This window comes from Pseudomonas sp. GNP014 (assembly GCF_054344005.1).
Genome location: NZ_JBTGUS010000001.1, coordinates 2,489,563 through 2,514,273 on the forward strand (window position 1 = coordinate 2,489,563; position 24,711 = coordinate 2,514,273).

At 60.7% G+C, this 24,711-nt stretch carries 24 protein-coding genes; 14 read left to right on the top strand and 10 right to left on the bottom strand.

Translation table 11 applies throughout. The annotated features are described in order from the left end of the window. Positions 1-19 precede the first annotated feature (19 nt). From ACXX9E_RS11060 to ACXX9E_RS11070, 3 genes are all read left to right on the top strand, one after another. On the top strand, positions 20-1,297 hold the full coding sequence (locus ACXX9E_RS11060; RefSeq protein ID WP_123465022.1) for a flavohemoglobin expression-modulating QEGLA motif protein: 1,278 nt from the start codon (positions 20-22) through the stop codon (positions 1,295-1,297). Between the two features lie 101 nt (positions 1,298-1,398). Beyond that, on the top strand, positions 1,399-2,304 hold the full coding sequence (locus ACXX9E_RS11065; RefSeq protein WP_123465024.1) for an alpha/beta hydrolase: 906 nt from the start codon (positions 1,399-1,401) through the stop codon (positions 2,302-2,304). Next, positions 2,301-2,630 carry a PA3694 family proteiin gene (locus ACXX9E_RS11070; RefSeq protein WP_128615722.1) on the top strand — a complete coding sequence of 110 codons (330 nt, stop codon included), beginning with the start codon at positions 2,301-2,303 and terminating at the stop codon, positions 2,628-2,630. The genes ACXX9E_RS11065 and ACXX9E_RS11070 overlap by 4 nt, the downstream gene beginning before the upstream one ends. 261 nt (positions 2,631-2,891) lie before the next feature. Here ACXX9E_RS11070 and lptF read toward each other — a convergent pair whose 3' ends face one another. From lptF to ACXX9E_RS11085, 3 genes are all read right to left on the bottom strand, one after another. Then, on the bottom strand, positions 2,892-3,680 hold the full coding sequence (lptF, locus tag ACXX9E_RS11075) for a lipotoxin F family OmpA-related lipoprotein LptF (RefSeq protein WP_085712811.1): 789 nt from the start codon (positions 3,678-3,680) through the stop codon (positions 2,892-2,894). Between the two features lie 56 nt (positions 3,681-3,736). Continuing rightward, a complete protein-coding gene (locus ACXX9E_RS11080; RefSeq protein ID WP_025112229.1) occupies positions 3,737-4,141 on the bottom strand; it encodes a DUF4398 domain-containing protein in 405 nt (134 codons plus the stop codon). Between the two features lie 366 nt (positions 4,142-4,507). After that, the gene (locus ACXX9E_RS11085) at positions 4,508-4,852 is read right to left on the bottom strand and encodes a pilin assembly protein (protein WP_123465026.1); all 345 of its coding nucleotides are present in this window, start codon (positions 4,850-4,852) and stop codon (positions 4,508-4,510) included. Between the two features lie 214 nt (positions 4,853-5,066). On the opposite strand from ACXX9E_RS11085, the gene ppc reads away from it, so the two are divergent. After that, complete coding sequence (gene ppc / locus ACXX9E_RS11090; RefSeq protein ID WP_458555427.1) at positions 5,067-7,697, top strand: phosphoenolpyruvate carboxylase; 2,631 nt, start codon at positions 5,067-5,069, stop codon at positions 7,695-7,697. A gap of 106 nt (positions 7,698-7,803) precedes the next feature. Here the strand turns inward: ppc and ACXX9E_RS11095 are convergent, their stop codons facing one another. After that, positions 7,804-8,007: a hypothetical protein gene (locus tag ACXX9E_RS11095; protein WP_458555428.1), complete on the bottom strand. Its 204-nt coding sequence runs from the start codon at positions 8,005-8,007 to the stop codon at positions 7,804-7,806. Between ACXX9E_RS11095 and adk the strand changes: the two genes are divergently transcribed. The 6 genes from adk to ACXX9E_RS11125 all read left to right on the top strand — a co-directional run bounded on the left by adk (position 7,997) and on the right by ACXX9E_RS11125 (position 12,366). After that, positions 7,997-8,647 (top strand): adenylate kinase, encoded by a 651-nt coding sequence (gene adk / locus ACXX9E_RS11100; RefSeq protein WP_458555429.1) that lies wholly within the window; start codon positions 7,997-7,999, stop codon positions 8,645-8,647. The two genes, ACXX9E_RS11095 and adk, sit on opposite strands and share 11 nt — an antisense overlap. Positions 8,648-8,740: 93 nt before the next feature. Continuing rightward, a complete protein-coding gene (tsaB, locus tag ACXX9E_RS11105; RefSeq protein ID WP_422495965.1) occupies positions 8,741-9,415 on the top strand; it encodes a tRNA (adenosine(37)-N6)-threonylcarbamoyltransferase complex dimerization subunit type 1 TsaB in 675 nt (224 codons plus the stop codon). A gap of 221 nt (positions 9,416-9,636) precedes the next feature. Beyond that, a complete protein-coding gene (locus ACXX9E_RS11110) occupies positions 9,637-9,945 on the top strand; it encodes a hypothetical protein (RefSeq protein ID WP_123465034.1) in 309 nt (102 codons plus the stop codon). Next, positions 9,945-10,805, top strand: a complete 861-nt coding sequence (locus ACXX9E_RS11115) for a DUF72 domain-containing protein (protein ID WP_123465036.1) — start codon at positions 9,945-9,947, stop codon at positions 10,803-10,805. Before ACXX9E_RS11110 ends, ACXX9E_RS11115 begins: the two co-directional genes overlap by 1 nt. A gap of 29 nt (positions 10,806-10,834) precedes the next feature. After that, positions 10,835-11,671 (top strand): isocitrate lyase/PEP mutase family protein, encoded by an 837-nt coding sequence (locus ACXX9E_RS11120; protein ID WP_123465038.1) that lies wholly within the window; start codon positions 10,835-10,837, stop codon positions 11,669-11,671. A 2-nt stretch (positions 11,672-11,673) separates the two neighbouring features. Beyond that, complete coding sequence (locus tag ACXX9E_RS11125; protein ID WP_458555430.1) at positions 11,674-12,366, top strand: extensin-like domain-containing protein; 693 nt, start codon at positions 11,674-11,676, stop codon at positions 12,364-12,366. 3 nt (positions 12,367-12,369) lie between these two features. Here ACXX9E_RS11125 and ACXX9E_RS11130 read toward each other — a convergent pair whose 3' ends face one another. Further along, positions 12,370-12,990, bottom strand: a complete 621-nt coding sequence (locus ACXX9E_RS11130; protein ID WP_222834428.1) for an energy transducer TonB — start codon at positions 12,988-12,990, stop codon at positions 12,370-12,372. A 93-nt stretch (positions 12,991-13,083) separates the two neighbouring features. Here ACXX9E_RS11130 and ACXX9E_RS11135 point away from each other — a divergent pair, with 93 nt between their 5' ends. Beyond that, a complete protein-coding gene (locus ACXX9E_RS11135; protein ID WP_123465042.1) occupies positions 13,084-13,866 on the top strand; it encodes a class I SAM-dependent methyltransferase in 783 nt (260 codons plus the stop codon). 128 nt (positions 13,867-13,994) lie between these two features. On the opposite strand, the gene ACXX9E_RS11140 is transcribed toward ACXX9E_RS11135, so the two are convergent. Continuing rightward, positions 13,995-14,630, bottom strand: coding sequence for a TetR/AcrR family transcriptional regulator (locus ACXX9E_RS11140; RefSeq protein ID WP_458555431.1), 636 nt, complete (start codon positions 14,628-14,630; stop codon positions 13,995-13,997). Between the two features lie 94 nt (positions 14,631-14,724). On the opposite strand from ACXX9E_RS11140, the gene ACXX9E_RS11145 reads away from it, so the two are divergent. Both ACXX9E_RS11145 and ACXX9E_RS11150 read left to right on the top strand, forming a co-directional pair. Next, positions 14,725-15,825, top strand: a complete 1,101-nt coding sequence (locus ACXX9E_RS11145) for an efflux RND transporter periplasmic adaptor subunit (RefSeq protein ID WP_123465046.1) — start codon at positions 14,725-14,727, stop codon at positions 15,823-15,825. 6 nt (positions 15,826-15,831) lie between these two features. Continuing rightward, positions 15,832-18,900, top strand: coding sequence for an efflux RND transporter permease subunit (locus tag ACXX9E_RS11150; RefSeq protein WP_222833572.1), 3,069 nt, complete (start codon positions 15,832-15,834; stop codon positions 18,898-18,900). A 1,195-nt stretch (positions 18,901-20,095) separates the two neighbouring features. Here the strand turns inward: ACXX9E_RS11150 and ACXX9E_RS11155 are convergent. From ACXX9E_RS11155 to plsB, 3 genes are all read right to left on the bottom strand, one after another. Beyond that, a complete protein-coding gene (locus ACXX9E_RS11155; protein WP_458555432.1) occupies positions 20,096-20,785 on the bottom strand; it encodes a DUF4197 domain-containing protein in 690 nt (229 codons plus the stop codon). A gap of 27 nt (positions 20,786-20,812) precedes the next feature. Further along, positions 20,813-21,211 carry a YbaY family lipoprotein gene (locus ACXX9E_RS11160; RefSeq protein WP_123465052.1) on the bottom strand — a complete coding sequence of 133 codons (399 nt, stop codon included), beginning with the start codon at positions 21,209-21,211 and terminating at the stop codon, positions 20,813-20,815. 103 nt (positions 21,212-21,314) lie between these two features. Continuing rightward, positions 21,315-23,816: a glycerol-3-phosphate 1-O-acyltransferase PlsB gene (gene plsB, locus ACXX9E_RS11165; RefSeq protein WP_458555433.1), complete on the bottom strand. Its 2,502-nt coding sequence runs from the start codon at positions 23,814-23,816 to the stop codon at positions 21,315-21,317. Positions 23,817-24,053: 237 nt separating this feature from the next. Here plsB and ACXX9E_RS11170 point away from each other — a divergent pair, with 237 nt between their 5' ends. Further along, complete coding sequence (locus ACXX9E_RS11170) at positions 24,054-24,263, top strand: cold-shock protein (RefSeq protein ID WP_007908870.1); 210 nt, start codon at positions 24,054-24,056, stop codon at positions 24,261-24,263. A 69-nt stretch (positions 24,264-24,332) separates the two neighbouring features. On the opposite strand, the gene ACXX9E_RS11175 is transcribed toward ACXX9E_RS11170, so the two are convergent. Then, positions 24,333-24,710: a hypothetical protein gene (locus ACXX9E_RS11175; protein WP_039769649.1), complete on the bottom strand. Its 378-nt coding sequence runs from the start codon at positions 24,708-24,710 to the stop codon at positions 24,333-24,335. Position 24,711 lies beyond the last annotated feature (1 nt).

A 24,711-nucleotide genomic window follows, 5' to 3' on the forward strand; every position in this document is an offset into this window, starting at 1 on the left:
TTTTCTACAGGAGTTTCGGGTGGACGATTACCAGCAGACGATACGCACGCTGTCCGATCGCATTGTGCTGGCGCAGACACCGATCCGCGTCCTCGATGCGGTGAAGTGGGATGAAAACATCCGCAAGGGCTTTCTCAAGGCCAAGGGCAAGGAAATGCCGGCGGTGGATCGCGACTACTACCTCAATCGACCGCTGTCCTTCGATTCGAGCAAGGTCAAGCTGGAGTTCCAGAACATCGAGCGTGACATCACCCGTCAGCTCGGTCAGTTCAACCCGGTCGGGCAGATCATGCGCCGTATGTGCAAGGAATACCGCATGGTGGTGCGCATGCTCGAAGCGCGCGGCACCGAGGATTTCGGCCTGATCTCCCAGGAACTCTACGGCGCCGCCTCCGATGCGTTTCACGCCGGCGACCCGACCCTGGCCGACCTCGGCCTGATGATGTCCGACTACCTGAACAACATTGATGGCCGTGGCGACCTGAAGGACGAGCCGAAGATCCTCACCGCCAAGGATGCCGTGCACCTGCTGCAAACCCGTTTGAACAAGGTGTTCGGCGAGGCCGAGGAAACCATCCGCGTGTTCGAGTCCGACGGCATCGTGGCTGACGCGGCGGCAGGCGCCGACTACATCAAGATCCGCACCGACGCGCTGTTCAACGATCGCGATGTGCGCGCACTGGAAGTCCACGAAGGCCTGGTGCACGTCGGCACCACGCTCAATGGCTTGAACCAGCCTATCTGCACTTTCCTGTCCAAAGGCCCACCGTCGTCGACGGTGACCCAGGAAGGCCTGGCGATTTTGATGGAGATCATCACGTTCGCCTCCTACCCGAGTCGCCTGCGCAAACTGACCAACCGCACCCGCGCCATTCATATGGTCGAGGAGGGCGCGGACTTCCTGCAGGTGTTCGAGTTCTTCCGCGAGCAGGGCTTTGAAATGGCAGAAAGTTACGGCAACGCCAGTCGCGTTTTCCGTGGCTCGACACCGACTGGTCTGCCATTTACCAAAGACTTGTCCTACCTCAAGGGCTTTATCATGGTTTACAACTACATTCAGTTGGCCGTGCGTAAAGGCAAGCTCGAGCAGATTCCGCTGTTGTTCTGCGGCAAGACCACGCTGGAGGACATGCGTACCCTGCGTCAGCTGGTGGATGAAGGACTGGTGGTGCCGCCGAAGTATCTGCCGGAGCAGTTCCGCGATTTGAACGCGTTGTCGGCGTGGATGTGTTTCTCCAACTTCCTCAATCACTTGAGCCTGGACCGGATCGAGGCGGATTACTCCAATATCCTCTGAGCCAGCATGCAAATCCTGTGGCAGCTGGCTTGCCAGCTCCCACAGGGTTATTTGTTTTTCTCTGGATCGTATTGCCAACTTCTGTTGCGAGGTTTCACCGGATGAGAATCCTCGGCATCTTTTGCCTGCTCCTGACCCTCGGCGGTTGCAGTTCGCTGTTGTTCTACCCCGAGCCCGGCCAGATCTTTACCCCGGAAAAAGCCAAGCTCGAATACCGCACCGTTACCCTGACCACCGCCGACGGCCTCAAGCTGAATGCCTGGTGGCTGCCGGCCAAACCCGGTGTCGAGGTCAAAGGCACAGTCCTGCACCTGCACGGCAATGGCGGCAATTTGCCGATGCACCTGGGTGGCAGTTGGTGGTTGCCGAAAAACGGCTATCAAGTGTTGCTGGTGGACTATCGCGGTTACGGTTTGTCCGAGGGAGAGCCGAGCCTGCCGGCGATCTATCAGGACATCGACGCCGCATTCGCCTGGCTCGACCAGGCGCCAGAGGTCAAAGGCAAACCGCTGATTCTGCTGGGGCAAAGTCTCGGTGGTTCGATGGCCGTGCATTGGCTGGTGCAGCACCCGGAGCGGCAGAAACAACTCAAGGCCTTCGTTCTCGACGGTGTACCCGCCAGCTATCGCAGCGTTGGCCAGTACGCCCTCAGTACCTCGTGGCTGACCTGGCCGTTCCAGGTGCCGCTGTCGTGGCTGGTGCCGGACGGCGACAGTGCAATCAATTCGATGCCGCAGCTCAAGGGCGTGCCAAAACTGATTTTTCACAGCATCGACGACCCGCTGGTACCGCTTGCCAACGGCATCCGTCTGTATCAGGCGGCACCGCCTCCGAGGGTGCTGCAACTGACCCGTGGCGGCCACGTGCAGACCTTCGGCGACCCGGTCTGGCGTCAGGTGATGCTGCGCTATCTGGAAGATCCCGAACACTTCAATGGCCTGCGCCGTCTCGGCGAAATCCCGAATTATCCGCCACCTCCGAATTCTGAAGATGAGAGTCCGCAATGACTGAAGAACGTAACGCCATCCCGCTGATCATCACCGGTATCTGCAGCATCCTCGGCACCGTCGGGGCGCTGTGGTACTACGGCTACCTGCACTTCGCCAAGCCTGAGGATGCGTTGCTGCTCAACGAATTCACCATGCTCAAGACCGTGCCCGGCGAGGACTACAAAGTCTCGCTGGACCCGGCGCCGCAAGTCGCGCAGTGCATTGACGGGGTGCTGGTGCTGTTCGACACCGAGCAGAAAGGCCTGACCGGTGTGTTGATCAACGCGCAGAAAAAAGCCGTGCGCTGCATGGGGGAGGAGACTCCGCAGAAGCTGGAGGAGTGATTCTGCAGGACCAGCCCTCACCCTGACCCTCTCCCAGAGGGAGAGGGGACTGATCGAGTTGTTCTTGCGAGTTACGCCGACCTGAAAGATTGCGTTGATTATGGATTCGGCGAAGTACTTTCAGGTCGACGCCGCTACTGACCCCCCCATTCGGCCCCCTCTCCCTCGGGAGAGGGCTGGGGTGAGGGGCCGCAATTTCAGCTCCCACGAAAAAGCCCCGCCTGATCACTCAGGCGGGGCTTTTGCGTTACCGCGTGACGCTTAGTTCGAGCTGACCGCCGAACGTGGCATCACTGGCTGGTTGTCGTTGGAGATAGTCACTTCCACACGACGGTTCATCGCACGGCCGGAAACGCTGCCGTTATCGGCAACTGGGTATTCCTTGCCATAACCCTGAACCACGATGCGCGAAGGATCTACGCCCATCTTGATCAGCGCGACTTGTACCGAGGTCGCACGACGCTCGGACAGCGACTGGTTGTAAGAAGCCGCACCGGTGCTGTCGGTGTAACCCTCGACGATCACTTTGCGATCAGGGTTTTCCTGGAGGAACTGCGCCAGTTTATTGATGTTCACCAGACCGCTGGATTTCAGGTCAGCCTTGTTGGTGGCGAACAGCACGTCACCGAAGGTCACCAGGGTGCCGCGATCGGTCTGCTTGGCGTTGAGGCTGTCCTGCAGCTGTTTGATCTGCTGATCGCGAGCATCCAGACGCGCCTGGGCACGCTGGGCTGCGGCGTTCTTCAGGTTGTTTTCAGCGGTGCGCAGGGCGATGGTCTGCTTGGCCACTTCCACACGCTGGTTGGTCAGGTAGGCCAGTTGGTCAACCTTGGCCGCGTTTTCCTTGTCCAGGTAAGCCTTGTCGGCCTTGTCCAGGTAATCGCTGGCGTCTTTGGTTTCCAGGGCTGCGACTTTGCTGGCCTGTGGGTTGGCTTGCAGTCCGGCGTAGTTGGTGCGCGCCTGTTCCAGGTTCGGGTTAGGCGGGGTGGAGCAGGCAGCCAGGGCAACGCTTGCAGCCAGGAGAGCGGGGATCATCAGTTGCTTACGCATAATTTGTCGTCCTTTCTATCGTTAAAAGTTTCAGCTTTGCGATTCGGGATGCGCGCTTACTGCACGGTGCGCTGACTTTCCTGACGCAGTTCCTGAACACCTTTCTGGGAATCCTTCAGTGCCTGTTCGGCTTTCGCTGCCTGAGCCTTGCGTTCCGCTACGCGAGCGTCCCATTCGGCCTGCTCGGAGAGGGTGCGAGCTTCGTCATACTTCTTGTCGTGCATGGCGATTTCAGCTTGTTTGAGTTTGTCCTGCGCCTGCTTCATCTCGACGGCGGCGAATTCGGTACCACCGGCGCTGACGGCGCTGTTGACTGCCGACTGGGTCACGGCGTACTGCTCGGTCGGCGGGTTACCGGCGCAACCGGCCAGCACGAAGCTGGTGCCGATGGCCAGAGCAGCCAGTTTCAGACCGCGCAGGTGAGAGAACGAGGTTTGGGTCTTCATGGTCTTCAACTCCATTGTTTAACTCCTGATAAAACCGAAAATCCATCCTGGTCGAGGAGCCTAAAGCGTCGTATGAAAGCGCGTTTTTGAAACGCTCGTTCCAGGCGTGGTTACTCGTTCCGACCGGAGGCATTTTTCAAAAGTTCAGAAAAGATGGCCTATCGCCAAAAAAATTTTTGACCGAATGGACAAGGCCCTGGGACGGGAACTTTGGCCGAGGAGAGTGGTACGCGCGGGGGAAAACAACATGATTCTTGAGGGAAAATGCGGTCCTGTGGGAGCTGGCTTGCCAGCGATGGGGCCGTCAGATTCAACACGTCGGTGACTGAACGGACGCCATCGCTGGCAAGCCAGCTCCCACAGGTTTAACGCAATCGGGTGTCAGTGTTTCTGCTTGCCGGCAGTCGCCGAGAGGTCATGCAAATGACGGCGCGAAAGGGCCAGAAAACGCGGTGTAGGCCCGACATCCTCATACAGCGGATCACCTTCCTCATCGGTCGCCACCACCGTCGAACCTTTCACATAGGGCAGGCTCGCCTCAAACTCTTCAAGCGCCGCGCCGATCAGTTCGCCAAGCAGTTCTTCGACATGACGTTTGGGGTACATCTCGGTAATCGCTGCCAGACGCGCAGCGGCCTCAACGTCCAGATGAATCGCGTAGCCGGTGTCGGTCAGGCGACCTTTGGCGGTTTCTTCCCAATGCTGGGCGAGCTCACGGATTTTCATGATGACCTCATTTCGCACCTGCTCGTGGCAGGTCTGGGTGAGTGTCCGGCGTGGCCGGTGGCAAGCCGTTGTACGGCTTACTGTTGAGACTAGCTTTCGGTCACAAGGTTTAAAGTCCCTTCGTCGGCCTGCTTGTAAGAAGCGTCGCAGAGCGGCACTCTCTAGGTCATGCACTCGTTTCTAGGCCGCCCGGATTACCGCTGGAGAACTGCTGATGACCGATATTGATGCACGCTTGCGCGAAGATGTTCACCTGCTCGGCGAGTTGTTGGGCAACACCATTCGAGACCAGTACGGCGAGGCGTTTCTCGACAAGATCGAGCAGATTCGCAAGGGCGCCAAGGCCGACCGGCGTGGCTCGATGGACGCCGAGCTCAGCGCCAGCCTCAATCAATTGAGCGAAGACGAATTGCTCCCGGTGGCGCGGGCGTTCAACCAGTTCCTCAATCTGGCGAACATCGCCGAGCAGTATCAGTTGATCCATCGTCGCGAGGAGTCGCAGCCGGCGCCATTCGAATCCCGTGTGCTGCCGGAACTGCTGGCGCGCCTGCGCAACGAAGGGCACAGCGCCGAATCCCTGGCCCGGCAACTGGCGCGCCTGGAAATCGAACTGGTGCTGACCGCGCACCCGACCGAAGTGGCGCGGCGCACGTTGATTCAGAAGTACGACGCGATTGCCGCGCAACTGGCCGCTCAGGATCATCGCGACCTGACCAGCGCCGAGCGCGAGCAGATCCACGCTACCTTGCAACGGCTGATCGCCGAAGCCTGGCACACCGAAGAAATCCGCCGTACGCGGCCGACGCCAGTGGACGAGGCCAAGTGGGGTTTTGCGGTGATCGAGCATTCGCTGTGGCAGGCGATCCCCAACCATATGCGCAAGGCCGACAAGGCGTTGCATGAAGCGACGGGCCTGCGTCTGCCGCTGGAAGCTGCGCCGATACGCTTTGCCTCGTGGATGGGCGGCGACCGTGACGGCAACCCCAACGTCACTGCGGCCGTGACCCGTGAAGTGTTATTGCTGGCGCGCTGGATGGCCGCCGATCTGTACCTGCGCGATGTCGATCATCTGGCGGCCGAGTTGTCGATGCAGCAGGCCAGTGATGCATTGAAAGCCCGGGCCGGCGACAGCGCCGAACCTTATCGCGCAGTGCTCAAGCAATTGCGCGAACGCCTGCGCGCCACCCGCAACTGGGCGCAGGCCTCGCTGACCGCGCCGACCCCGGCCCCCGCCGACGTACTGCACAACAACCGCGATCTGCTCGATCCGCTGGAGTTGTGTTTCAACTCGCTGCACGAATGCGGCATGGGCGTGATTGCCGATGGCCCGCTGCTCGATTGCCTGCGCCGCGCAGTGACCTTCGGCCTGTTTCTGGTGCGCCTCGATGTGCGTCAGGACTCGTCGCGCCATAGCTCGGCGATGACCGAAATTACCGATTATCTGGGCCTGGGGCGCTACGAAGACTGGGACGAAGAGCAGCGCATCGGCTTCCTGACACGGGAGCTGAGCAACCGTCGTCCGTTGCTGCCGGCGCATTTCAAACCCTCCGCCGATACGGCGGAAGTGCTCAATACCTGTAAGGAAATCGCCGCCGCACCAGGCGCGTCACTGGGGTCCTACGTGATCTCGATGGCCGGGGCTGCATCCGATGTGCTGGCGGTGCAACTGCTGCTTAAAGAAGCCGGTGTGCTGCGACCAATGCGTGTCGTGCCGTTGTTCGAAACCCTCGCAGACCTCGACAACGCCGGCCCGGTGATGGAGCGTCTGTTGCTGCTGCCGGGTTATCGCGCGCGCCTGCAGGGCCCGCAGGAAGTGATGATCGGCTACTCCGACTCGGCCAAGGACGCCGGCACTACTGCTGCCGCTTGGGCGCAATACCGGGCGCAGGAACGTCTGGTGGAAATCTGTCGGGAGCAACAAGTCGAACTGCTGCTGTTCCACGGTCGCGGCGGCACTGTCGGTCGAGGCGGTGGTCCGGCCCACGCGGCGATTCTCTCGCAGCCGCCAGGATCGGTGGCGGGGCGCTTTCGCACCACCGAGCAGGGGGAAATGATTCGTTTCAAATTTGGCCTGCCGGACATCGCCGAGCAGAACCTCAATCTGTATCTGGCTGCCGTGCTCGAAGCAACGCTGTTGCCACCACCGCCACCGACGCCCGAGTGGCGGCATCTGATGGACGAGTTGGCGGCGGACGGGGTCAGTGCCTACCGTGCGGTGGTGCGGGAAAATCCGCAGTTCGTCGAGTATTTCCGCCAGTCCACCCCGGAGCAGGAGTTGGGGCGTCTGCCGCTGGGCAGTCGTCCGGCCAAGCGCCGTGCCGGTGGCATCGAAAGTCTGCGGGCGATTCCGTGGATCTTCGGCTGGACGCAGACGCGATTGATGTTGCCCGCGTGGCTCGGCTGGGAGTCGGCGCTGAGCAAGGCGCTGGAGCGCGGTGAAGGTCAATTGCTCGGGCAGATGCGCGAGCAGTGGCCGTTCTTCCGCACGCGCATCGACATGCTGGAAATGGTCCTGGCCAAGGCTGACGCGGACATCGCGCTGTCTTACGACCAGCGTCTGGTCGAGCCGGACTTGCTGCCGTTGGGCGCGCAGTTACGCGACCTATTGTCGCAGGCGTGTGCGGTAGTGCTCGGCCTGACTGGTCAGTCGCAACTGCTGGCACATAGCCCTGATACGCTCGAATTCATCCGTCTGCGCAACACCTACCTCGACCCGCTGCATCTATTGCAGGCCGAACTGCTGGCGCGTTCGCGGCAGCAGAATGTCGAGCAGGGCAGCCCGGTGGAACAGGCGTTGCTGGTGTCTGTGGCGGGGATTGCCGCCGGTTTGCGAAATACCGGCTAAGGTTTTTTCCGTAGGATGCGGCAGCCGATGCATGCCTCGGCTGTCGTTTGCTGCACAGGGGAAATGTGCCGCCAGGCGACAGTTAATGATGGGGTTGCGACTTGGGTCACCGTGTCGCAAGGTCGCGGCGGGCGTCGGTTTCTCCGACTTTTGGCGTCTTGTGTGGGCGCAGCCTGCTGTGTATCTTGATCAGCCTTTGGCCGTTTGTGTGGCCACGACCCGTATTTTCAGGATTCGCCGCCAAGTGGCGAATCCTTTGTTTTGTAAAGCTTTTATATAAAAAATTGAGGAGCACATCGATGCGCGTCATTCTGCTGGGAGCTCCCGGGGCCGGTAAAGGTACTCAGGCAAAGTTCATCACCGAAAAATTCGGCATTCCGCAAATCTCCACTGGCGACATGCTGCGTGCTGCGGTCAAGGCCGGCACCGAGCTGGGCATCAAGGCCAAGAGCATCATGGATGCCGGTGGCCTGGTGTCGGATGACCTGATCATCGCGCTGGTCAAGGATCGCATCGCTCAAGCTGACTGCGCCAATGGCTTTCTGTTCGACGGCTTCCCGCGCACCATTCCGCAGGCCGAAGCACTGTTGACTGCCGGTGTCGAACTGGACGCCGTGGTTGAAATCGCCGTTGAAGACGAAGAGATCGTGCAGCGTATCGCCGGTCGTCGTGTGCACGAGGCCAGCGGCCGCGTTTACCACATCGTCTACAACCCGCCGAAAATCGCTGGCAAAGACGACATCACCGGTGAAGAACTGGTACAGCGCAAGGACGACACTGAAGAAACCGTGCGTCATCGCCTGTCGGTCTACCATTCGCAGACCAAGCCGCTGGTGGACTTCTACCAGAAGCTGTCCGCTACCAATGCCGGCAAGCCGAAGTACAGCCACATCCCGGGTGTCGGTTCGGTTGAAGCCATCACCGCCAAGGTCCTTGAGGCGCTGAGCTGAAAAAGCTGATTCTGCTGCATCATCCACGGCCCGCTTGCGGGCCGTAGTTGTTTATACTGACGCACCTTTTTCCCACCTGTTTTGGATACATCAATGAGCACCTTGCTGGCCCTGGACACCGCGACTGAAGCTTGCTCCGTTGCCTTGCTGCATGACGGCAAGGTCACGAGCCATTACGAGGTGATCCCGCGCCTGCATGCGCAAAAGCTGTTGCCGATGATCCAGCAACTGCTGGCCGACGCCGGCACCACGCTGCAAGCGGTGGACGCCATCGCCTTCGGTCGCGGCCCGGGTGCATTCACCGGTGTGCGGATCGCCATCGGTGTAGTGCAGGGGCTGGCGTTTGCCCTCGACCGTCCGGTGCTTGCGGTGTCGAACCTGGCGGTGCTGGCGCAACGGGCTCATCGCGAGCACGGCGTCAGCCAGGTTGCAGCGGCCATTGATGCGCGGATGGATGAAGTGTATTGGGGCTGCTACCGCGAGACTGCCGGCGAGATGCGTCTGGTCGGTGCCGAAGCGGTGTTGCCACCCGAGGTTGCAGCGCTGCCGCAAGACGCCAGCGGCGAGTGGTTCGGTGCCGGTACCGGTTGGGGCTACGGCGAGCGTATTGCCGTCAAACCGAGCGATTCCGATGCGGGCATGTTGCCCCATGCCGAAGACTTGCTGACCCTGGCGCGCTTCGCCTGGGAGCGCGGTGAGTCGATCCCGGCCGATGACGCGCAACCGGTTTACCTGCGCGACAAAGTCGCCACCCCCAAGGCTCGCTGATCAATCAAAACGGCGAGGTCCATTGTGGCGAGGGAGCTTGTTCCCTCGCGACAAAAACACTCACCCGCAATTCAGTGCCTTATTCCAAATCCTGCCAATCGTCAGTTTCCAACCCCGTGCTTTAAACCTTTTGCGCTTTATGTGTTCTAGTTATCACTCGGCGATTTGCTAAGTCGGTCAGGTGCCGCTAAATTGCCATCATTGATACCGAGCATGAATTTATGCGTATAGACGGCGTTTCCTCTCAGTCCTATCCCATCAAGCGCAAGCCTCGCAAAGGCAATGTGGCGCTGGATGAATCCGTCGACGATATCGACGGCGAGCTGGAATTCCCGACTGAAGAGCAACTGGCCGCCCGTGCTGCCAAAGCCTCGGCACAACGCCTGAGCAATCTGCCTGCCCGTCAGCAAGACATGATTTATCACCGTGCGATGAAAAAGAGCGTAGCGATGGCCTTGGCCAGTTACCTGAGCACCGCCGGTTTTGTCGATTGGGATGCAGACGTGCTGGGCCTCGATTTGTACATCTGATGGCGCTGCCTTACTACCTCGGTTGCCCGTCCTGGAGCGAAAATGCCTGGCGCGAGTATCTGTACCCGGTAGACGCGAAAACCTCCGACTTTCTCGGTCTCTATTCCCAAGTGTTCAACGCTGTGGAAGGCAACACGACCTTCTACGCCAGCCCGTCGCCGGCCACCGTGCAGCGCTGGGCCGAGGTCATGCCCGAGCACTTTCGCTTCACCGCCAAGTTCCCCGGCGACATCAGCCACAGCGGTGACCTGCGCGAGCAACTGACCGCCGCCGAAACCTTTTTGCAGTTGATGCAGCCGCTGGGCGGACGCGTCGCGCCGTTCTGGCTGCAACTGTCGAAAAGCTTCACGCCGCAGCGTCTGCCGGAATTGGCGGGGTTCATTGATGCGCTGGATTGCCCGCTGGCGGTGGAAGTGCGTCACGAGCAGTTCTTCGCCAAGGGCGAGAGTGAGCGCCTGCTCAATCGTCTGCTGCTCGACCGTGGCGTCGAACGCATCTGCCTCGATCCGCGGGCGCTGTTCAGTTGCCTGTCGACCGAGTCTTCGGTGATTCACGCGCAGTCCAAAAAGCCCCGTGTGCCGACGCGCCCGGCGGCCTTCACGCAGTCCCCGCAAGTACGCTTCATCGGGCATCCCGAACTCGAAGCCAACGATCCCTTCCTCGTGCCGTGGGTAACAAAAATCGCCGAGTGGATCGAAGAGGGCCGCACGCCTTATATCTTTCTGCACACCGCCGACAACCTGCTGGCGGCGAAACTGGCGCAACGTTTTCACACGCAATTGATGCAACGTTTGCCTGGCCTGCCATCGCTGCCTGAGCTATACAGAGAACCCGCCGCCGAGCAACTTGGCCTGCTCTGAGGCGGTTTTTTCTGCCCAGGAGCCTGCCGATGGACGCCCAAGCCCGCGAAGAACAAGCCCGTAAAGCCCACGCTTTCAAAGCCCTGCATGAACGGCCGGGCATTTTCGTCATCCCCAACCCATGGGATGCGGGCTCGGCGAAGATGCTCGCCAGTCTCGGCTATCAGGCCTTGGCCACGACCAGCGCCGGTTATGCGTTTTCCCAAGGCAAGGCCGATGGTGCGTTGACGCTCGATGAGACCCTGGCCAACGTCCGGGCGATTGTCGCGGCCACGGATCTGCCGGTGGCGGTGGATCTGGAAAACGGCTTCGCCGATGACCCGCTCGAATCCGCCAACAGCCTGTTGCGTGCCGCCGAGGCCGGCGCAGTGGGTGGTTCAATCGAAGACGCCACAGGCCGCGTCGACGCGCCCATCTATTGCTTCGAACACGCGGTGGCGCGCATCGAAGCCGCTGTCGCCGCCGTGCGTACGCTGCCTTTTCCCTTCACCCTGACCGCCCGTGCGGAAAACTACTTGCACGGCCATCCCGATATCAACGACACCATCCGCCGCTTGCAGGCGTTCGCCGAAGCCGGTGCCGACGTGCTGTACGCGCCAGGTTTGCGCAGTGCCGAAGAAGTGTTGGCAGTGGTGCGTGCGGTGGCGCCGAAGCCCGTCAACGTGTTGATGTCCGGCGGTTTGAAGTTGACGGTGCAGGAACTCGAAGAAATGGGCGTGCGGCGCATCAGCACCGGTTCGGCACTGGCACTGGCCGCGTTCGGCGGATTCTTGCGCGCCGCTGAAGAGATCCAGCAAACGGGCACCTTCGGGTTTACTTCGCAGTCGATGCCCTACGCCCAGGCCAATCAGTTTTTCAAAGGCTGAACGTGGGACGCTGGTTTGCGCTGAGTGTGCTGCTGCTGATTGGCGGTGCGATAGTCAGTGTCTGGCGTGGCTGGCTGGACGTGCCAGCCGAGTGGAATCCGTGGGCGCCGCTGGATGTGAAGGCAGTCCCCAACTGGCTGACCGGCTACAAACTGATGCGCTTGCGCAGCGATCCCGAACTCTGCGCACAGGCGCTTAGCAGCTCTGGACTGCGTGTCACACGGCAATCCGACAGCCCCGATGCCAAGTGTCCGCTGATCGGCGCCTTACGCGTGCAGGGCGGCGAGGTCGCGTTGAGCAGCGGTTTCCTCGCCAGTTGTCCGCTGGCGGTGGCCTACGCCTTGTTTGAGCGCCACACCCTGCAACCCGTCGCTCAAGCCGTTTACGGCGAGAAAGTCAGCCGTCTCGATCACCTTGGCAGCTTCGCCTGCCGCAATGTCTATAACCGTGAGAGCGGCGCACTCAGCCGGCATGCCAGTGCCGATGCGCTGGATATCGCCGGATTTCGTCTGGCCAGCGGGCGCAGCATCAGCGTCCTCAAGGACTGGCCAGGGCAAACTCGCGACGCGCAGTTCCTACGCCATGTGCGTGACGGCGCCTGTGAGGCGTTCAGTGTGGTATTGAGCCCGGATTACAACGCCGCTCACCGTAATCACTTTCATTTCGATGTCGGGCGCTGGAGCGTGTGTCGCTGAGGGTCAGGCGGCGAGGCGCAGGTTCTGCAGAACGATCGGGCGGGCCCAGCCGTTATCGAAGTCCAGCGCCTTCTGTTGCTCGGCAATTTCTTCTGGCGGGAATGGCGGGAAAGGCTTTTGCAGCAGATCCAGATCGAACTCGGCAATCGGCAGGTACAGCGGCTTCTTCTGCGGGGCCGGACCAGGCTCTGGTGTTGGCTGGCCGTTGTTGATCACGATCGGGCGTACCCAGCTGCTGTCGAAATCCTGCTGCTCTTGCTGAGCCTTGAGCTCTTCAGGCGGGAACGGCGGGAACGGCTTGTCCAGCAATTCCATTTCGAATTCGGCGATCGGCAGGAACAGCGGCTCCGGCGGACGCACTTCGGTTTCGACCACATCGCATTCGCGCTGGCTGATGATGTGCGCGTGCAGTTCGCTGCCCAGGGTCGGTTCTTCAGGGCTGCTCAGGTCAACCGGGGGGAATGTGCCGCAGGCGGGTACCACTTCACTCGTCTGTTCGGCCAGCGCCTGGGCAAAGAAATCCTGCCACAGGTGACTGACGCCGCTCAGTGCTTGAGTGTTTTGACGGCTGAAGTCGCCATGGGGCGAAATGTAGCCAATCGATGTGGGAAGAATGCCTGACATTTTTTTCGGTTGACGCTCAGCTCTGGCAAAATGCGCGTTGATTGGTTTATCGGCCACTTTTTGCCGATCCTTAACTTTTTTGAGCGTGTTTTCATGATTGAGCAACCCGCGGCCTGCCGCATCCATGTCCAGGCCCTCGGCCCGGCGTTTGAAGCGCAAGCCGAGCAGTGGGCCGAGCGTCTGGGCCTGCCGCTGGCAGTAGCCGACGGTGAGTTCGCCTTGCAGGTCGGCGAGCAGGGTTTGCAACTGCAGCAGTTGGGCCCGGATGCACCGGGGCCGGTGCGCGTCGATTTTGTCGAGGGCGGCGCGGCGCATCGGCGGTTGTACGGCGGCGGCAGCGGGCAGATGATCGCCAAGGCCGTCGGCATCGCCCAGGGCGTGCGACCACGGGTGCTGGATGCCACGGCGGGGCTGGGCAAGGATGCGTTCGTGCTGGCCAGCCTCGGTTGCGAGATGAGCCTGATCGAGCGCCAGCCGCTGATCGGTGCGCTGCTGGAGGACGGTCTGGCGCGGGCGGCGGAAGATTTCGAGGTGGCGCCGATCGTGGCGCGGATGAAGCTGCTCAAGGGCAACTCCATCGAGGTCATGCGTAACTGGGAAGGCGAGCCGCCGCAGGTGATCTATCTCGACCCGATGTTCCCGCATCGCGAGAAAACCGCGTTGGTGAAGAAGGAAATGCGTCTGTTCCGGCCATTGGTCGGGGATGATCCGGATGCCCCGGCCTTGCTTGAAGCGGCGCTGGCACTGGCGACGCACCGGGTGGTGGTCAAGCGTCCGCGCAAGGCGCCGTGTATCGAAGGGCCGAAGCCGAGTCATGCGCTGGATGGCAAGTCCAGCCGATACGATATTTACCCGAAGAAAGCGCTCAAGCCGTAAAACCGAGTCGCTCCAATCGCTGGCAAGCCAGCTCCACAGGTTTTTGTGTCGTTCGCACGATGGGTGTTTACCACAACCCCTGTGGCAGCTGGCGTGTCAGCGATGGCGTCAGCACAGACCCTGAATAATCAGGGCCGATACGCCCGCATGAACAACCCCACCACCTCCTGTACATGGATCTCCGCCGCCTCTTCACTCAGCGGCTCACCGCAGCAATACAGCAAGCGAAAATTCCCCGCGCCCTTGATCAGGCAGAAGAAGTGCTCGGCCGCGTTACGCGGTTGGCCGATGCTCAACGCGCCGGTCTCGTGGATGCGCTTCAGCAGCCGCTCCATGCCTTGCACCATGCGTTCGGGGCCGGCCTCAAAGAAGATCAGCGAGAGCTTCGGATCCTGTGTGCCCAGCGCCATCATCAAACGGTGCAAATTCACCGACTCTTCGCTGTTGATCAGCTGATGAAAGCCTCGCGCAATGTTCAGCAACACATTTTCCACGGCGATGCCGGCAGGCAATTCGAAGAACAGCGGCGGTAACTGCTCCTCGCATTTGGCCATCACGGCGGAGGAGAACAGCGTCTCCTTGTCGTTGAAGTGGCTGTAAACCGTCAACTTCGACACGCCAGCCTCGGCGGCGACCGCGTCCATGCTGGTGTTGGCGTAGCCTTGACTCAGAAACAGGATTTTCGCCGCATCGAGGATCGCCCGGCGCTTGGCCGGATCCTTCGGACGGCCCGGGCCGTTTGGAGCTGAAAGATTGTTCGACATTCTTCGCTTTTAATACTGGACTGGTGAGTTTGCTATTAATACCATACCGGCCAGTATAAATATTCCAAGCACCATTAGCGAAAGGTCCGTCACCATGTTCCGCCATGCGTTGTCCTTTGCGTTGCCAGCCAGTCTGGCGTTTTTGTTGTCGGCGTGTGGTCAGGAGGAGGCGGTGCAAGTGACCGTGCGACCGGCCATGGTGGTGCAGCCAGAGCCTTCGACGCAGGCGATGGAAAGTTTCCCGGGCGAGGTGCGCGCGCGCTACGAGCCCGATCTGGCGTTCCGCATCGGCGGCAAAGTCAGCCGACGACTGGTTGATGAGGGCCAACGCGTCAAGGCCGATCAACCGCTGGCCGAGCTCGATCCGCAGGATGTCCGCCTGCAACTGGAGGCCACCCGCGCCCAGGTCGCTGCAGCCGAAGCCAACCTCAATCTGGTGCGCGCCGAACGCGACCGCTACAAGACCCTGATGGACCGGCAGATGGTCAGCCGCTCGGCTTACGACAACGCCGAAAACCTTTACCGCTCCGGTGAAGCCCGCCTCAAACAAATCAAAGCCGAATTCAACGTCTCGACCAACCAGGCCAGTTACGCGGTACTGCGCGCGCCGCAGGACGGCGTAGTGGCCAAGCGTTCGGTGGAAGTGGGTCAGGTGGTCGCGGCTGGGCAAACCGTGTTCACCCTCGCCACCGACGGCGAGCGCGAAGTGCTCATCAGCCTGCCGGAACAAAGTTTTGGCCGGTTCAAGGTCGGTCAGCCGGTGACCGTTGAACTGTGGACGCAACAGAACCAGCGCTTCGCCGGGCAGATCCGCGAACTGTCGCCTGCAGCCGATCCAAAGTCCCGCACCTTCGCCGCGCGCATTGCCTTCACCAGCGGCAAGGTCCCGGCCGAGCTGGGCCAGAGCGCCCGGGTGTTCGTGCAGTCGGCCGATGCCGTGCCGTTGTCGGTGCCACTCTCGGCACTGACCGCCGAAAACGGCGCGACCTATGTCTGGGTCGTCAGCGCCAACAACACGCTGAAGAAAACCCCGGTGCGCGTCGGTCCGTTCGGCGAAAAAACCGTGCCGGTGCTCGAAGGCCTCAACGCCAACGACTGGGTGGTCGCCGCTGGCGTGCATGTGCTGCTCGAAGGCCAGCAGGTGCGCCCGGTGGATCGCTCCAACCGTGTGGTCCATCTGGCGGACAAGGAGTAAGTCCCGATGCGCTTCAACCTTTCCGAATGGGCGCTGCGTAATCGCCAGATCGTCCTGTTCCTGATGCTGTTGCTGGCCATCGTCGGCGCCTTGTCTTACACCAAACTGGGCCAGAGTGAAGACCCGCCGTTCACCTTCAAGGCCATGGTCATCCAGACCCGGTGGCCGGGGGCGACCGCGCAGGAAGTCTCGCGCCAGGTCACCGAGCGCATTGAAAAGAAACTCATGGAAACCGGTGAGTACGAACGCATCGTCTCGTTCTCTCGCCCGGGTGAGTCGCAGGTCACCTTCATCGCCCGCGACTCCATGCATTCCAACCAGATTCCCGACCTCTGGTATCAGGTGCGCAAGAAGGTCAGCGACATCCGGCAGACCTTGCCGCCGGGGATTCAGGGACCGTTTTTCAACGATGAATTCGGTACCACGTTCGGCAATATCTATGCACTGACCGGCAATGGTTTCGACTACGCCGTGCTCAAGGATTACGCCGACCGCATTCAGATTCAGCTGCAACGGGTCAAGGACGTCGGCAAGGTCGACCTGCTCGGTTTGCAGGACGAGAAGATCTGGGTCGAACTGTCCAACGTCAAACTCGCCACCCTCGGCTTGCCGCTGGCAGCCGTGCAGCAGGCATTGGAAGAACAGAACGCGGTGTCCACCGCCGGCTTCTTCGAGACCGGCAGCGAGCGTTTGCAGCTACGGGTTACGGGGAATTTCAAGACCGTCGATGAGATAAAGAATTTCCCGATCCGCGTCGGCGATCGCACGTTCCGCATCTCCGACGTCGCTGATGTCCGCCGGGGTTTCAACGATCCACCGGCGCCGCGCATGCGCTTCATGGGCGAGGACGCGATCGGGCTGGCCGTGGCGATGAAAGATGGCGGCGACATTCTGGTGCTCGGCAAAGCACTGGAAGGCGAGTTCTCGCGGATCCAGAAAAACCTTCCGGCCGGCATGCAGTTGCGCAAGGTCTCCGACCAGCCGGCAGCGGTGAAAACCGGGGTCGGCGAGTTCGTTCAGGTGTTGGTGGAAGCGCTGGCGATTGTGTTGCTGGTGAGCTTCTTTTCCCTTGGCGTGCGCACCGGCATGGTGGTGGCGCTGACCATTCCGCTGGTGCTGGCGATGACCTTCGCCTGCATGTATTACCTGGGCATCGGCCTGCACAAGATTTCCCTCGGCGCGCTGGTGCTGGCGCTGGGTTTGCTGGTGGACGACGCGATCATTGCCGTGGAAATGATGGCGATCAAAATGGAGCAGGGCTTCGACCGTATTCGCGCGGCGAGCTATGCCTGGACCAGCACCGCATTCCCGATGCTTACCGGTACGTTGATCACTGCCGCAGGCTTTCTGCCGATTGCCACGGCGCAGTCCGGCACCGGCGAATACACCCGCTCGATCTTCCAGGTGGTGACCATCGCGTTGCTCGCCTCGTGGGTGGCGGCGGTGATGTTCGTGCCGTATCTGGGGGAAAAACTGCTGCCGGATCTGGCGAAGATTCATGCGGCCAAACACGGAACGGCTGATGGCCAGTCAGACCCTTACGGCACGCCGTTCTATCAGCGGGTGCGGCGGCTGGTGGAGTGGTGCGTGGTGCATCGCAAAACCGTGATCGTGATGACGCTGGGGCTGTTCATCGCCTCGGTGATGTTGTTCCGGTTCGTGCCGCAGCAGTTCTTTCCGGCCTCCAACCGGCTGGAATTGATGGTCGATCTGAAACTCGCCGAAGGCGCGTCTTTGGCCAACACCGCCGGCGAGGTCAAGCGCCTGGAAGCGCTGCTCAAGGATCACGCAGGCATCGACAACTACGTGGCGTATGTCGGCACCGGTTCGCCGCGTTTCTACCTGCCGCTGGATCAACAATTGCCGGCAGCGAGCTTCGCCCAGTTTGTGGTGTTGGCGAAAACCATCGAGGAGCGCGAGGTGCTGCGCACCTGGCTGATCGACACGCTCAACGAGCAGTTCCCGGCCCTGCGCTCGCGGGTGACGCGTCTGGAGAACGGGCCGCCGGTGGGTTATCCGGTGCAGTTCCGCGTCACCGGTGAACACATCGAGGAAGTCCGCGCGCTGGCGCGCAAGGTGGCGGCCAAGGTTCGCGAGAATCCGCATGTGGTCAATGTGCATCTGGATTGGGAAGAACCGAGCAAGGTCGTGTATCTGAATATCGATCAGGATCGCGCTCGGGCACTCGGGGTGAGCACCGCCAATCTGGCGAAATTCCTGCAGAGTTCGTTGACCGGCTCAAGTGTCAGTCAGTACCGCGAAGACAACGAATTGATCGAGATTCTGCTGCGCGGAACGGTGCATGAGCGCACTGAATTGTCGTTGTTGCCGAGTCTGGCGGTGCCGACGGACAACGGCCGCAGTGTGGCGTTGTCGCAGATCGCCACGCTGGAATATGGCTTCGAGGAGGGCATTATCTGGCACCGCAATCGCCTGCCGAACGTGACCGTGCGGGCCGATATTTATGGCAAGGAGCAGCCGGCGACACTGGTCAAACAGATCATGCCGACGCTGGATTCGATTCGTGCTGAATTGCCGGATGGTTACTTGCTGGATGTCGGCGGCACGGTGGAAGATTCCGAGCGCGGGCAGAAGTCGGTGAATGCCGGGGTGCCGATGTTCATCGTCGTGGTGCTGACGTTGCTGATGGTGCAACTGCGTAGCTTCTCGCGCACGGCGATGGTGTTTTTGACGGCGCCGTTGGGGTTGATCGGGGTGACGTTGTTTTTGATGGTGTTCCGTCAGCCGTTCGGCTTTGTGGCGATGCTGGGGACGATCGCGCTGTCGGGGATGATCATGCGCAATTCGGTGATTCTGGTGGATCAGATTGAGCAGGATATTGCCTCGGGTTTGAAGCCTTGGCAGGCGATTATCGAGGCGACTGTGCGGCGTTTTCGGCCGATTGTGTTGACGGCGCTGGCGGCGGTTCTGGCGATGATTCCTTTGTCTCGGAGTGTGTTTTTCGGGCCTATGGCGGTGGCAATCATGGGTGGGTTGATTGTGGCGACGGCGCTGACGTTGTTGTTTTTGCCGGCGTTGTATGCGGCTTGGTTCAGGGTTCGTCGCGAGGGTTGATCTTTGGTTTGACGTGGCGGCCTTCGGGCCGGCCAGGTTCTTGGGGTTTTGGGTGAATATCCGTTGGTTTGGGGGGGGGCGGCTGGCGGTTTCGCCCTTACGGCGAGTCCCTTTGGCAAACGCCCCAAAGGAACCAAAGGTCTTTGCCCCAACGTTCGGCCCGCTCGCTGGGGCTCGGGGTTCCTTCGCTCCGGGATTGTTCCGGGCGCATCGCCTCCGGTTTGCTTCGCTGCACCTCCTCTCGATGTGTTTGGCTTCGCCAAACGGTCGCTGCGCTCCCACCCCCGGATCAATCCCTCCACTCAGCCTGCCGACGGGGCCTGTGGATCAAGATCAAAAGCCGCAGCCGAGCTAACGCTCATCCTGTTGAGTGGTGAGAAGCGAGGCGGGATGAGGTGTGCGCGTTGTGCTCGTGCGCTTCTGTGGGAGCTGGCTTGCCAGCGATGGCGGTCTGACAGCCGACCTGTTTGCTGCAGATGTACTCAATCCAACTGTAGGAGCCAGCCTGCTGGCGATGAGGCCTGCACAGCCTCCCAATCTCTCTCTGCATGGACTCTTTCCAACCTGTGGGAGATCAAGATCAAAAGCTGCAGCCGAGCTAACGCTCATCCTGTTGAGTGGTGAGAAGCGAGGCGGGATGAGGTGTGCGCGTTTTGCTCGTGCGCTTCTGTGGGAGCTGGCTTGCCAGCGATGGCGGCCTGACAGCCGACCTGTTTTTTGCCGATGTACGCAATTAACTTTAGGAGCCAGCCTGCTGGCGATGAGCCCGCCCAGCCTCCCAATCTCTATCTGCATACACCCAGTCAAAATTGTGGGAGCTGGCTTGCCAGCGATGACGGCCCGCCAGCCGACCAATCTCTAACAGATTGCTCACGATCCAACTGTAGGAGTGAGCCTGCTCGCGAAGGCGCCTGACAGCCGACCTGTTTTTTGCCGATGTACGCAATTAACTGTAGGAGCCAGCCTGCTGGCGATGAGGCCCGCACAGCCTCCCAATCTCTATCTGCATACACCCAGTCAAAATTGTGGGAGCTGGCTTGCCAGCGATGACGGCCCCCCAGCCGACAAGTCTCTAGCAGACTGCTCACGATCCAACTGTAGGAGTGAGCCTCGATCAAGTCGATTCGCAACACTGGCGCCCACAAAAAAGCCCGCTGAGCCGGTGGAGGTCAGCGGGCTTTTTGTCGTTCGGGGTTTACAGCGTCCCGAACACTTTCTTCGCCAGGCTGGTCGCGGCAGCGGCCGGGTTCTGGCGGATGGTTTCTTCCTGTTTGCCGATAATTTCGAACAGGCCATTGAGCGCTTGTTCGGTGACGTAGTTTTCAACGTTGGCGCTCTTGGCGTCGACGACGCCGAAGGTGGCGGCCTGGCCGGCGAAGGCGTTGTATTTCTGGGCCACGCCGACTTTGTCAGTGGCTTGTTTGACGATCGGCAGGAATTTGGCGCGGATCTGTTCGCGACTGGATTTGTCCAGGTATTGAGTGGCCGAATCTTTGCCGCCGCTGAGGATGCCTTTGGCGTCAGCCACGCTCATTTTTTTCACGGCGTCGATCAGGATGGGCTGAGCCTGGGTCACGGCGGATTCGGCGGCCTTGTTCATGGCGGTTTCCAGTTCTTCGACCTGGGCACCCATGCCGAAGGCTTTCATTTTGCTGGCGGCTTTGCCGAGTTTGCCCGGCAATTCGATCTTCACGTCCGGGTTATTGCTGAACCCACCCGGGGTGCCCAGTTGTTTGACGGCGATTTGCGCGCCTTGAGCCAGCGCATCCTTGAGGCCGCCGGCGGCGTCTTGTTGCGACAGGTCGGTAAGCGACAGTGCCATCGCGTTGGCGCAGATCATCAGGCCTGCGCACAGGCCGGCGAAGCGAAGGGTAGGGCGGAGCATGGCGGCTTCCTTGTTGCAGAAAATGAATTAACGAACAGCGTCGACGCGGATTTTCAGCGGTTGCGGGTCGTTGCCGTCGAGTTGCACGGCGTGGTTTTCGGTGGTGATGAACATCAGCTCGCCGTTGACTTCAATGCGCGCGCTAACCGAGTAACGGTGGCCGGGTTTGACCTGGGCCGGATCGTAGCTCAAGTGGAACGGCAACGGAACCTGGCCTTTGACCGGGCCTTTCTGTTCATCAAGGACCACCGCCGGCGCATCGGCCAGCGACACGTCTTGCAGGCTCACGCTCAGGGTCGCGCTCGGTGGCAGGGCGATGCGTTGCAGGTAGAACACTTCGCCGTCGAGGCCGACTTTGCCGGCGGGGGTGGTCGACTGGCAGGCGCTGAGCAGGGCAGCGGCAGCGAGAACGGTGAGTTTTTTCATGGTAAATCTCCTTTCAATGTGGGGGCGGGCTTGCTCGCGAAGACGGTTCAACATCCCTGTTGTCTGCCCTACCGCGAGCCGGCTCTCTCCTACAGGTATTGCATCAGACTTCGGACTGGCTGGTCGGTTGGTCTGCTGCATCTTCACTGCGGTGCAACGCCACCTGGCGGATCGACAAGCGAATCTCCGCTGGCAGCACGCGTTTGGCCGCGCCTTCGGCCAGTTCGCCGAGCAGTTCGTGATAGCTCAGTTTGCCGGCTTCGTCGCGACGAAGAACGTCGAGGTCGAGCAGGGTCTGGATGAAGTGGCGGAACAGACTCTTGTCGAAGAATTCCGGGGCATTGAGGCCGTGCAGGATCGACAGGCGCTGGGCCATGACCGTGCAGAGGTCTTCCAGCTCTTCGGCACTGATGCTGTTCTGGCCGGCGTTGAGCAGCAACGACACCGTCATGTAGAAGCGTTGCAACGTCTGCGCGATGCTTTTCGACAGCAAGGTCAGCAGCACGAAATGCCGCGAACTCGGTGCCGGTCGCAAGTACAGCTCTTTCTCGAAGCGCAGCAGCCCTTGTTCGACGAACGCTTCCAGCCACTGATCGACGACCCCGTCGAGTTCGTCCAGCGTCCAGCGAATGAACAGCTCCGATTGCAGGTACGGATACAGCGCGCGGGTGTAGCGCAGGATCTGTTCGCGACTCATGCGTGACGTGCTTTGGAAAAAGCTCGCCAGCAGTGCCGGCAGGGCGAAGATGTGCAGCACGTTGTTGCGGTAGTAGGTCATCAGGACGGCGTTCTGCTCGTCCAGGTAGAGAATTTTGCCCAGGGCGTCGTTCTGCTCGGACAGCAGATCCATATCCTTCACGTGCTCGATCAATGCGCGGCCATCGCCTTCCGGCAAGGTCGTGTGTGGCGAGTACGGCACCTTGCGCAACAGGGCCAGGTACAGATCCAGCACCCGCGCCATCGCGCGATCATCCAGCGCCAGGCGGGTGGTCGACAACAATGCCAGCGCCACCAGATTGACCGGGTTGATCGCCGCCGCTTCGTTCAAGTGTTGCGCGACTTTGTCGCCGAGGCGGTTGGTGGTTTCGTTAAGCCATGCCGGTTTGTACTGCGGACCGAGTTCCTGCTGGCGCCAGCCCGGCTGTTCGCTGTCGAGGAATTCCGCGAGTTTGATCGGTTCGCCGAAGTTCACCGCTACCTGGCCGAAACGTTGCTTGAGCGCGCCGATGACTTTGAAAATGTCGAAGATCGATTCTTTCTTTTTGCTCGCGCCTCGCAATTCTCCGAGGTAGGTACGACCTTCCAGCACGCGCTCGTAACCGATGTACACCGGCACGAAGACGATCGGCATCCGCGACGAACGCAGGAAACTGCGCATCGTGATGGCGAGCATGCCGGTCTTCGGTTGCAACATGCGCCCGGTGCGTGAGCGGCCACCTTCGACGAAGTACTCGACCGGGAAACCTTTGGTGAACAGGGTGTGCAGGTATTCGTTGAACACCGAGGTGTACAGCGGATTGCCCTTGAACGTGCGGCGCATGAAGAACGCGCCGCCACGGCGCAGCAGGCTGCCGATCACCGGCATGTTCAGGTTGATCCCGGCGGCGATGTGCGGTGGGGTCAGGCCGTTGCGGAACAGCAAGTACGACAGCAGCAGATAGTCGATGTGGCTGCGGTGGCACGGCACGTAGATCACTTCGTGACCCTGGGCGACCTTCTGCACGCCTTCGATGTGGTTGACCTTGATGCCGTCGTAGATCTTGTTCCAGAACCAGCTCAGCACCACTTCGAGGAAGCGGATCGCGGTGTAGGTGTAGTCCGAGGCGATCTCGTTGCCGTAGCGCAGGGCCTGGGCCTTGGCTTTTTCCAGGGAGATGTTCTCGCGCTCGGCCTCTTCGACGATCGCTTGCCTGACCAGTGGCTGGTTGAGCAGACCTTTGACGAGGTTACGGCGGTGGGAAATGTCCGGGCCGATGACGGCGGCTTTCAGATTGCGGAAGTGCACGCGCAGGATGCGCTGGGCCATGCGCACCGTGCGTTCGTGGCCCTTGTTATGTTCGATCAGTTCGCGCAGGTGGATCGGCGCCGAGAACTGCACGCGGGTCTTGCGGCCAAGGACGATGATGCTCAGCAGGCGACGCAGGCGCCCGGTCACGGCCCAGCTGTCGGCAAACAGCAACTTCCACGGACTGTTTTCGCTGTCCGGCGACTGGCCCCAGAACACGCTGACCGGAATGATCTGTGCGTCTTCGGCGGCGTTCTGGGTCAGGGCGCTGACCAGACGGGTCAGGGTTGGCGGTGCGCCGCGTTTATCCTGGCGACCGAGCCAGTCGGGGTCCGGCGTCAGATAGAAAAACGCCGCCGGCTCGATCAGCGAGCCGACCGACACCGGCAGCACCGGACGCGGCAGGCCAGCCTTGGTGCACTCGGTGTCGACCACGGCCAGATCGGTCAGTGAAGGGTTTTGCAGGACGTAGAACACCGGACGACTGCGGTCGAGGTTGAGGGTGAACGACGACTGGTTGATCGTCTCGGATCGCACCCAGAGATACAACAGTCGGCGCAAGGTGCCAAACACAAGACGGCGGAACGGGGAACGGGTCATACGGCTTCTGCGTGAGTTGATAAACCGAGCGTTTGCTCGGGAGGTCGACAGTTTGCCGTATTCACCGAAAATCGGCAAAAAAGCGGCGAAGTAATCTCCTGTTGAGACTTTTCGCACCTGTCATATACTCGGCGGTCTGTCGCCGGGGCCCTTTTATGGACGTCGGACGCAGGCTGACGTTCCGCGAAGGCTTTCCTGCGAAAAGCCTGTTCAATAATAAAAAAGGAGTATGAACAGATGGCAACACGTGAAACCGGCAATGTGAAGTGGTTCAACGACGCCAAGGGCTACGGCTTTATTCAGCGCGAAGACGGGGTGGACGTGTTCGTGCACTACCGCGCGATTCGCGGCGAAGGGCACCGGTCGCTGACTGAAGGCCAGCAGGTTGAATACGCAGTGATTACTGGCGAGAAGGGTTTGCAGGCTGAGGATGTAGTCGGCTTGTAACAGCGGTTTCAAGCTGCAAGCCACAAGCTACAAGCCGTTCAGCTTGAGACTTGCAGCTTGCAGCTGCTTTTATGCCGTTTTCCAGGTGATCTCTTCTTCACCATCGGCGCTGATGCGAATCCAGCGATCTGCCGTCTCTTCACCTTCTTCTTCAACCCACGTCCCTGGCGCGCAACGCACCTCCACGTTCAACGCGGCAAAGGCGGCGCGGGCGCAGGCGATGTCGTCGTCCCATGGGGTCGCATCGCTTTCCAGGTACAGGCTGTTCCACTTGCCCACGGCTTTCGGCAGCCAGGTCACCGGGATGTTGCCGGCCTTGCATTTGTAAGTCTGGCCTTTCTGTACCCAGTCGCTGCACGGGCCCAGCGCGGCGCCGAGCCAGGCGGAAATGGCCTTGTGGTCGACGTCGGCGTCTTTCAGGTAAATCTCGATATCCGGTTGGCGCATG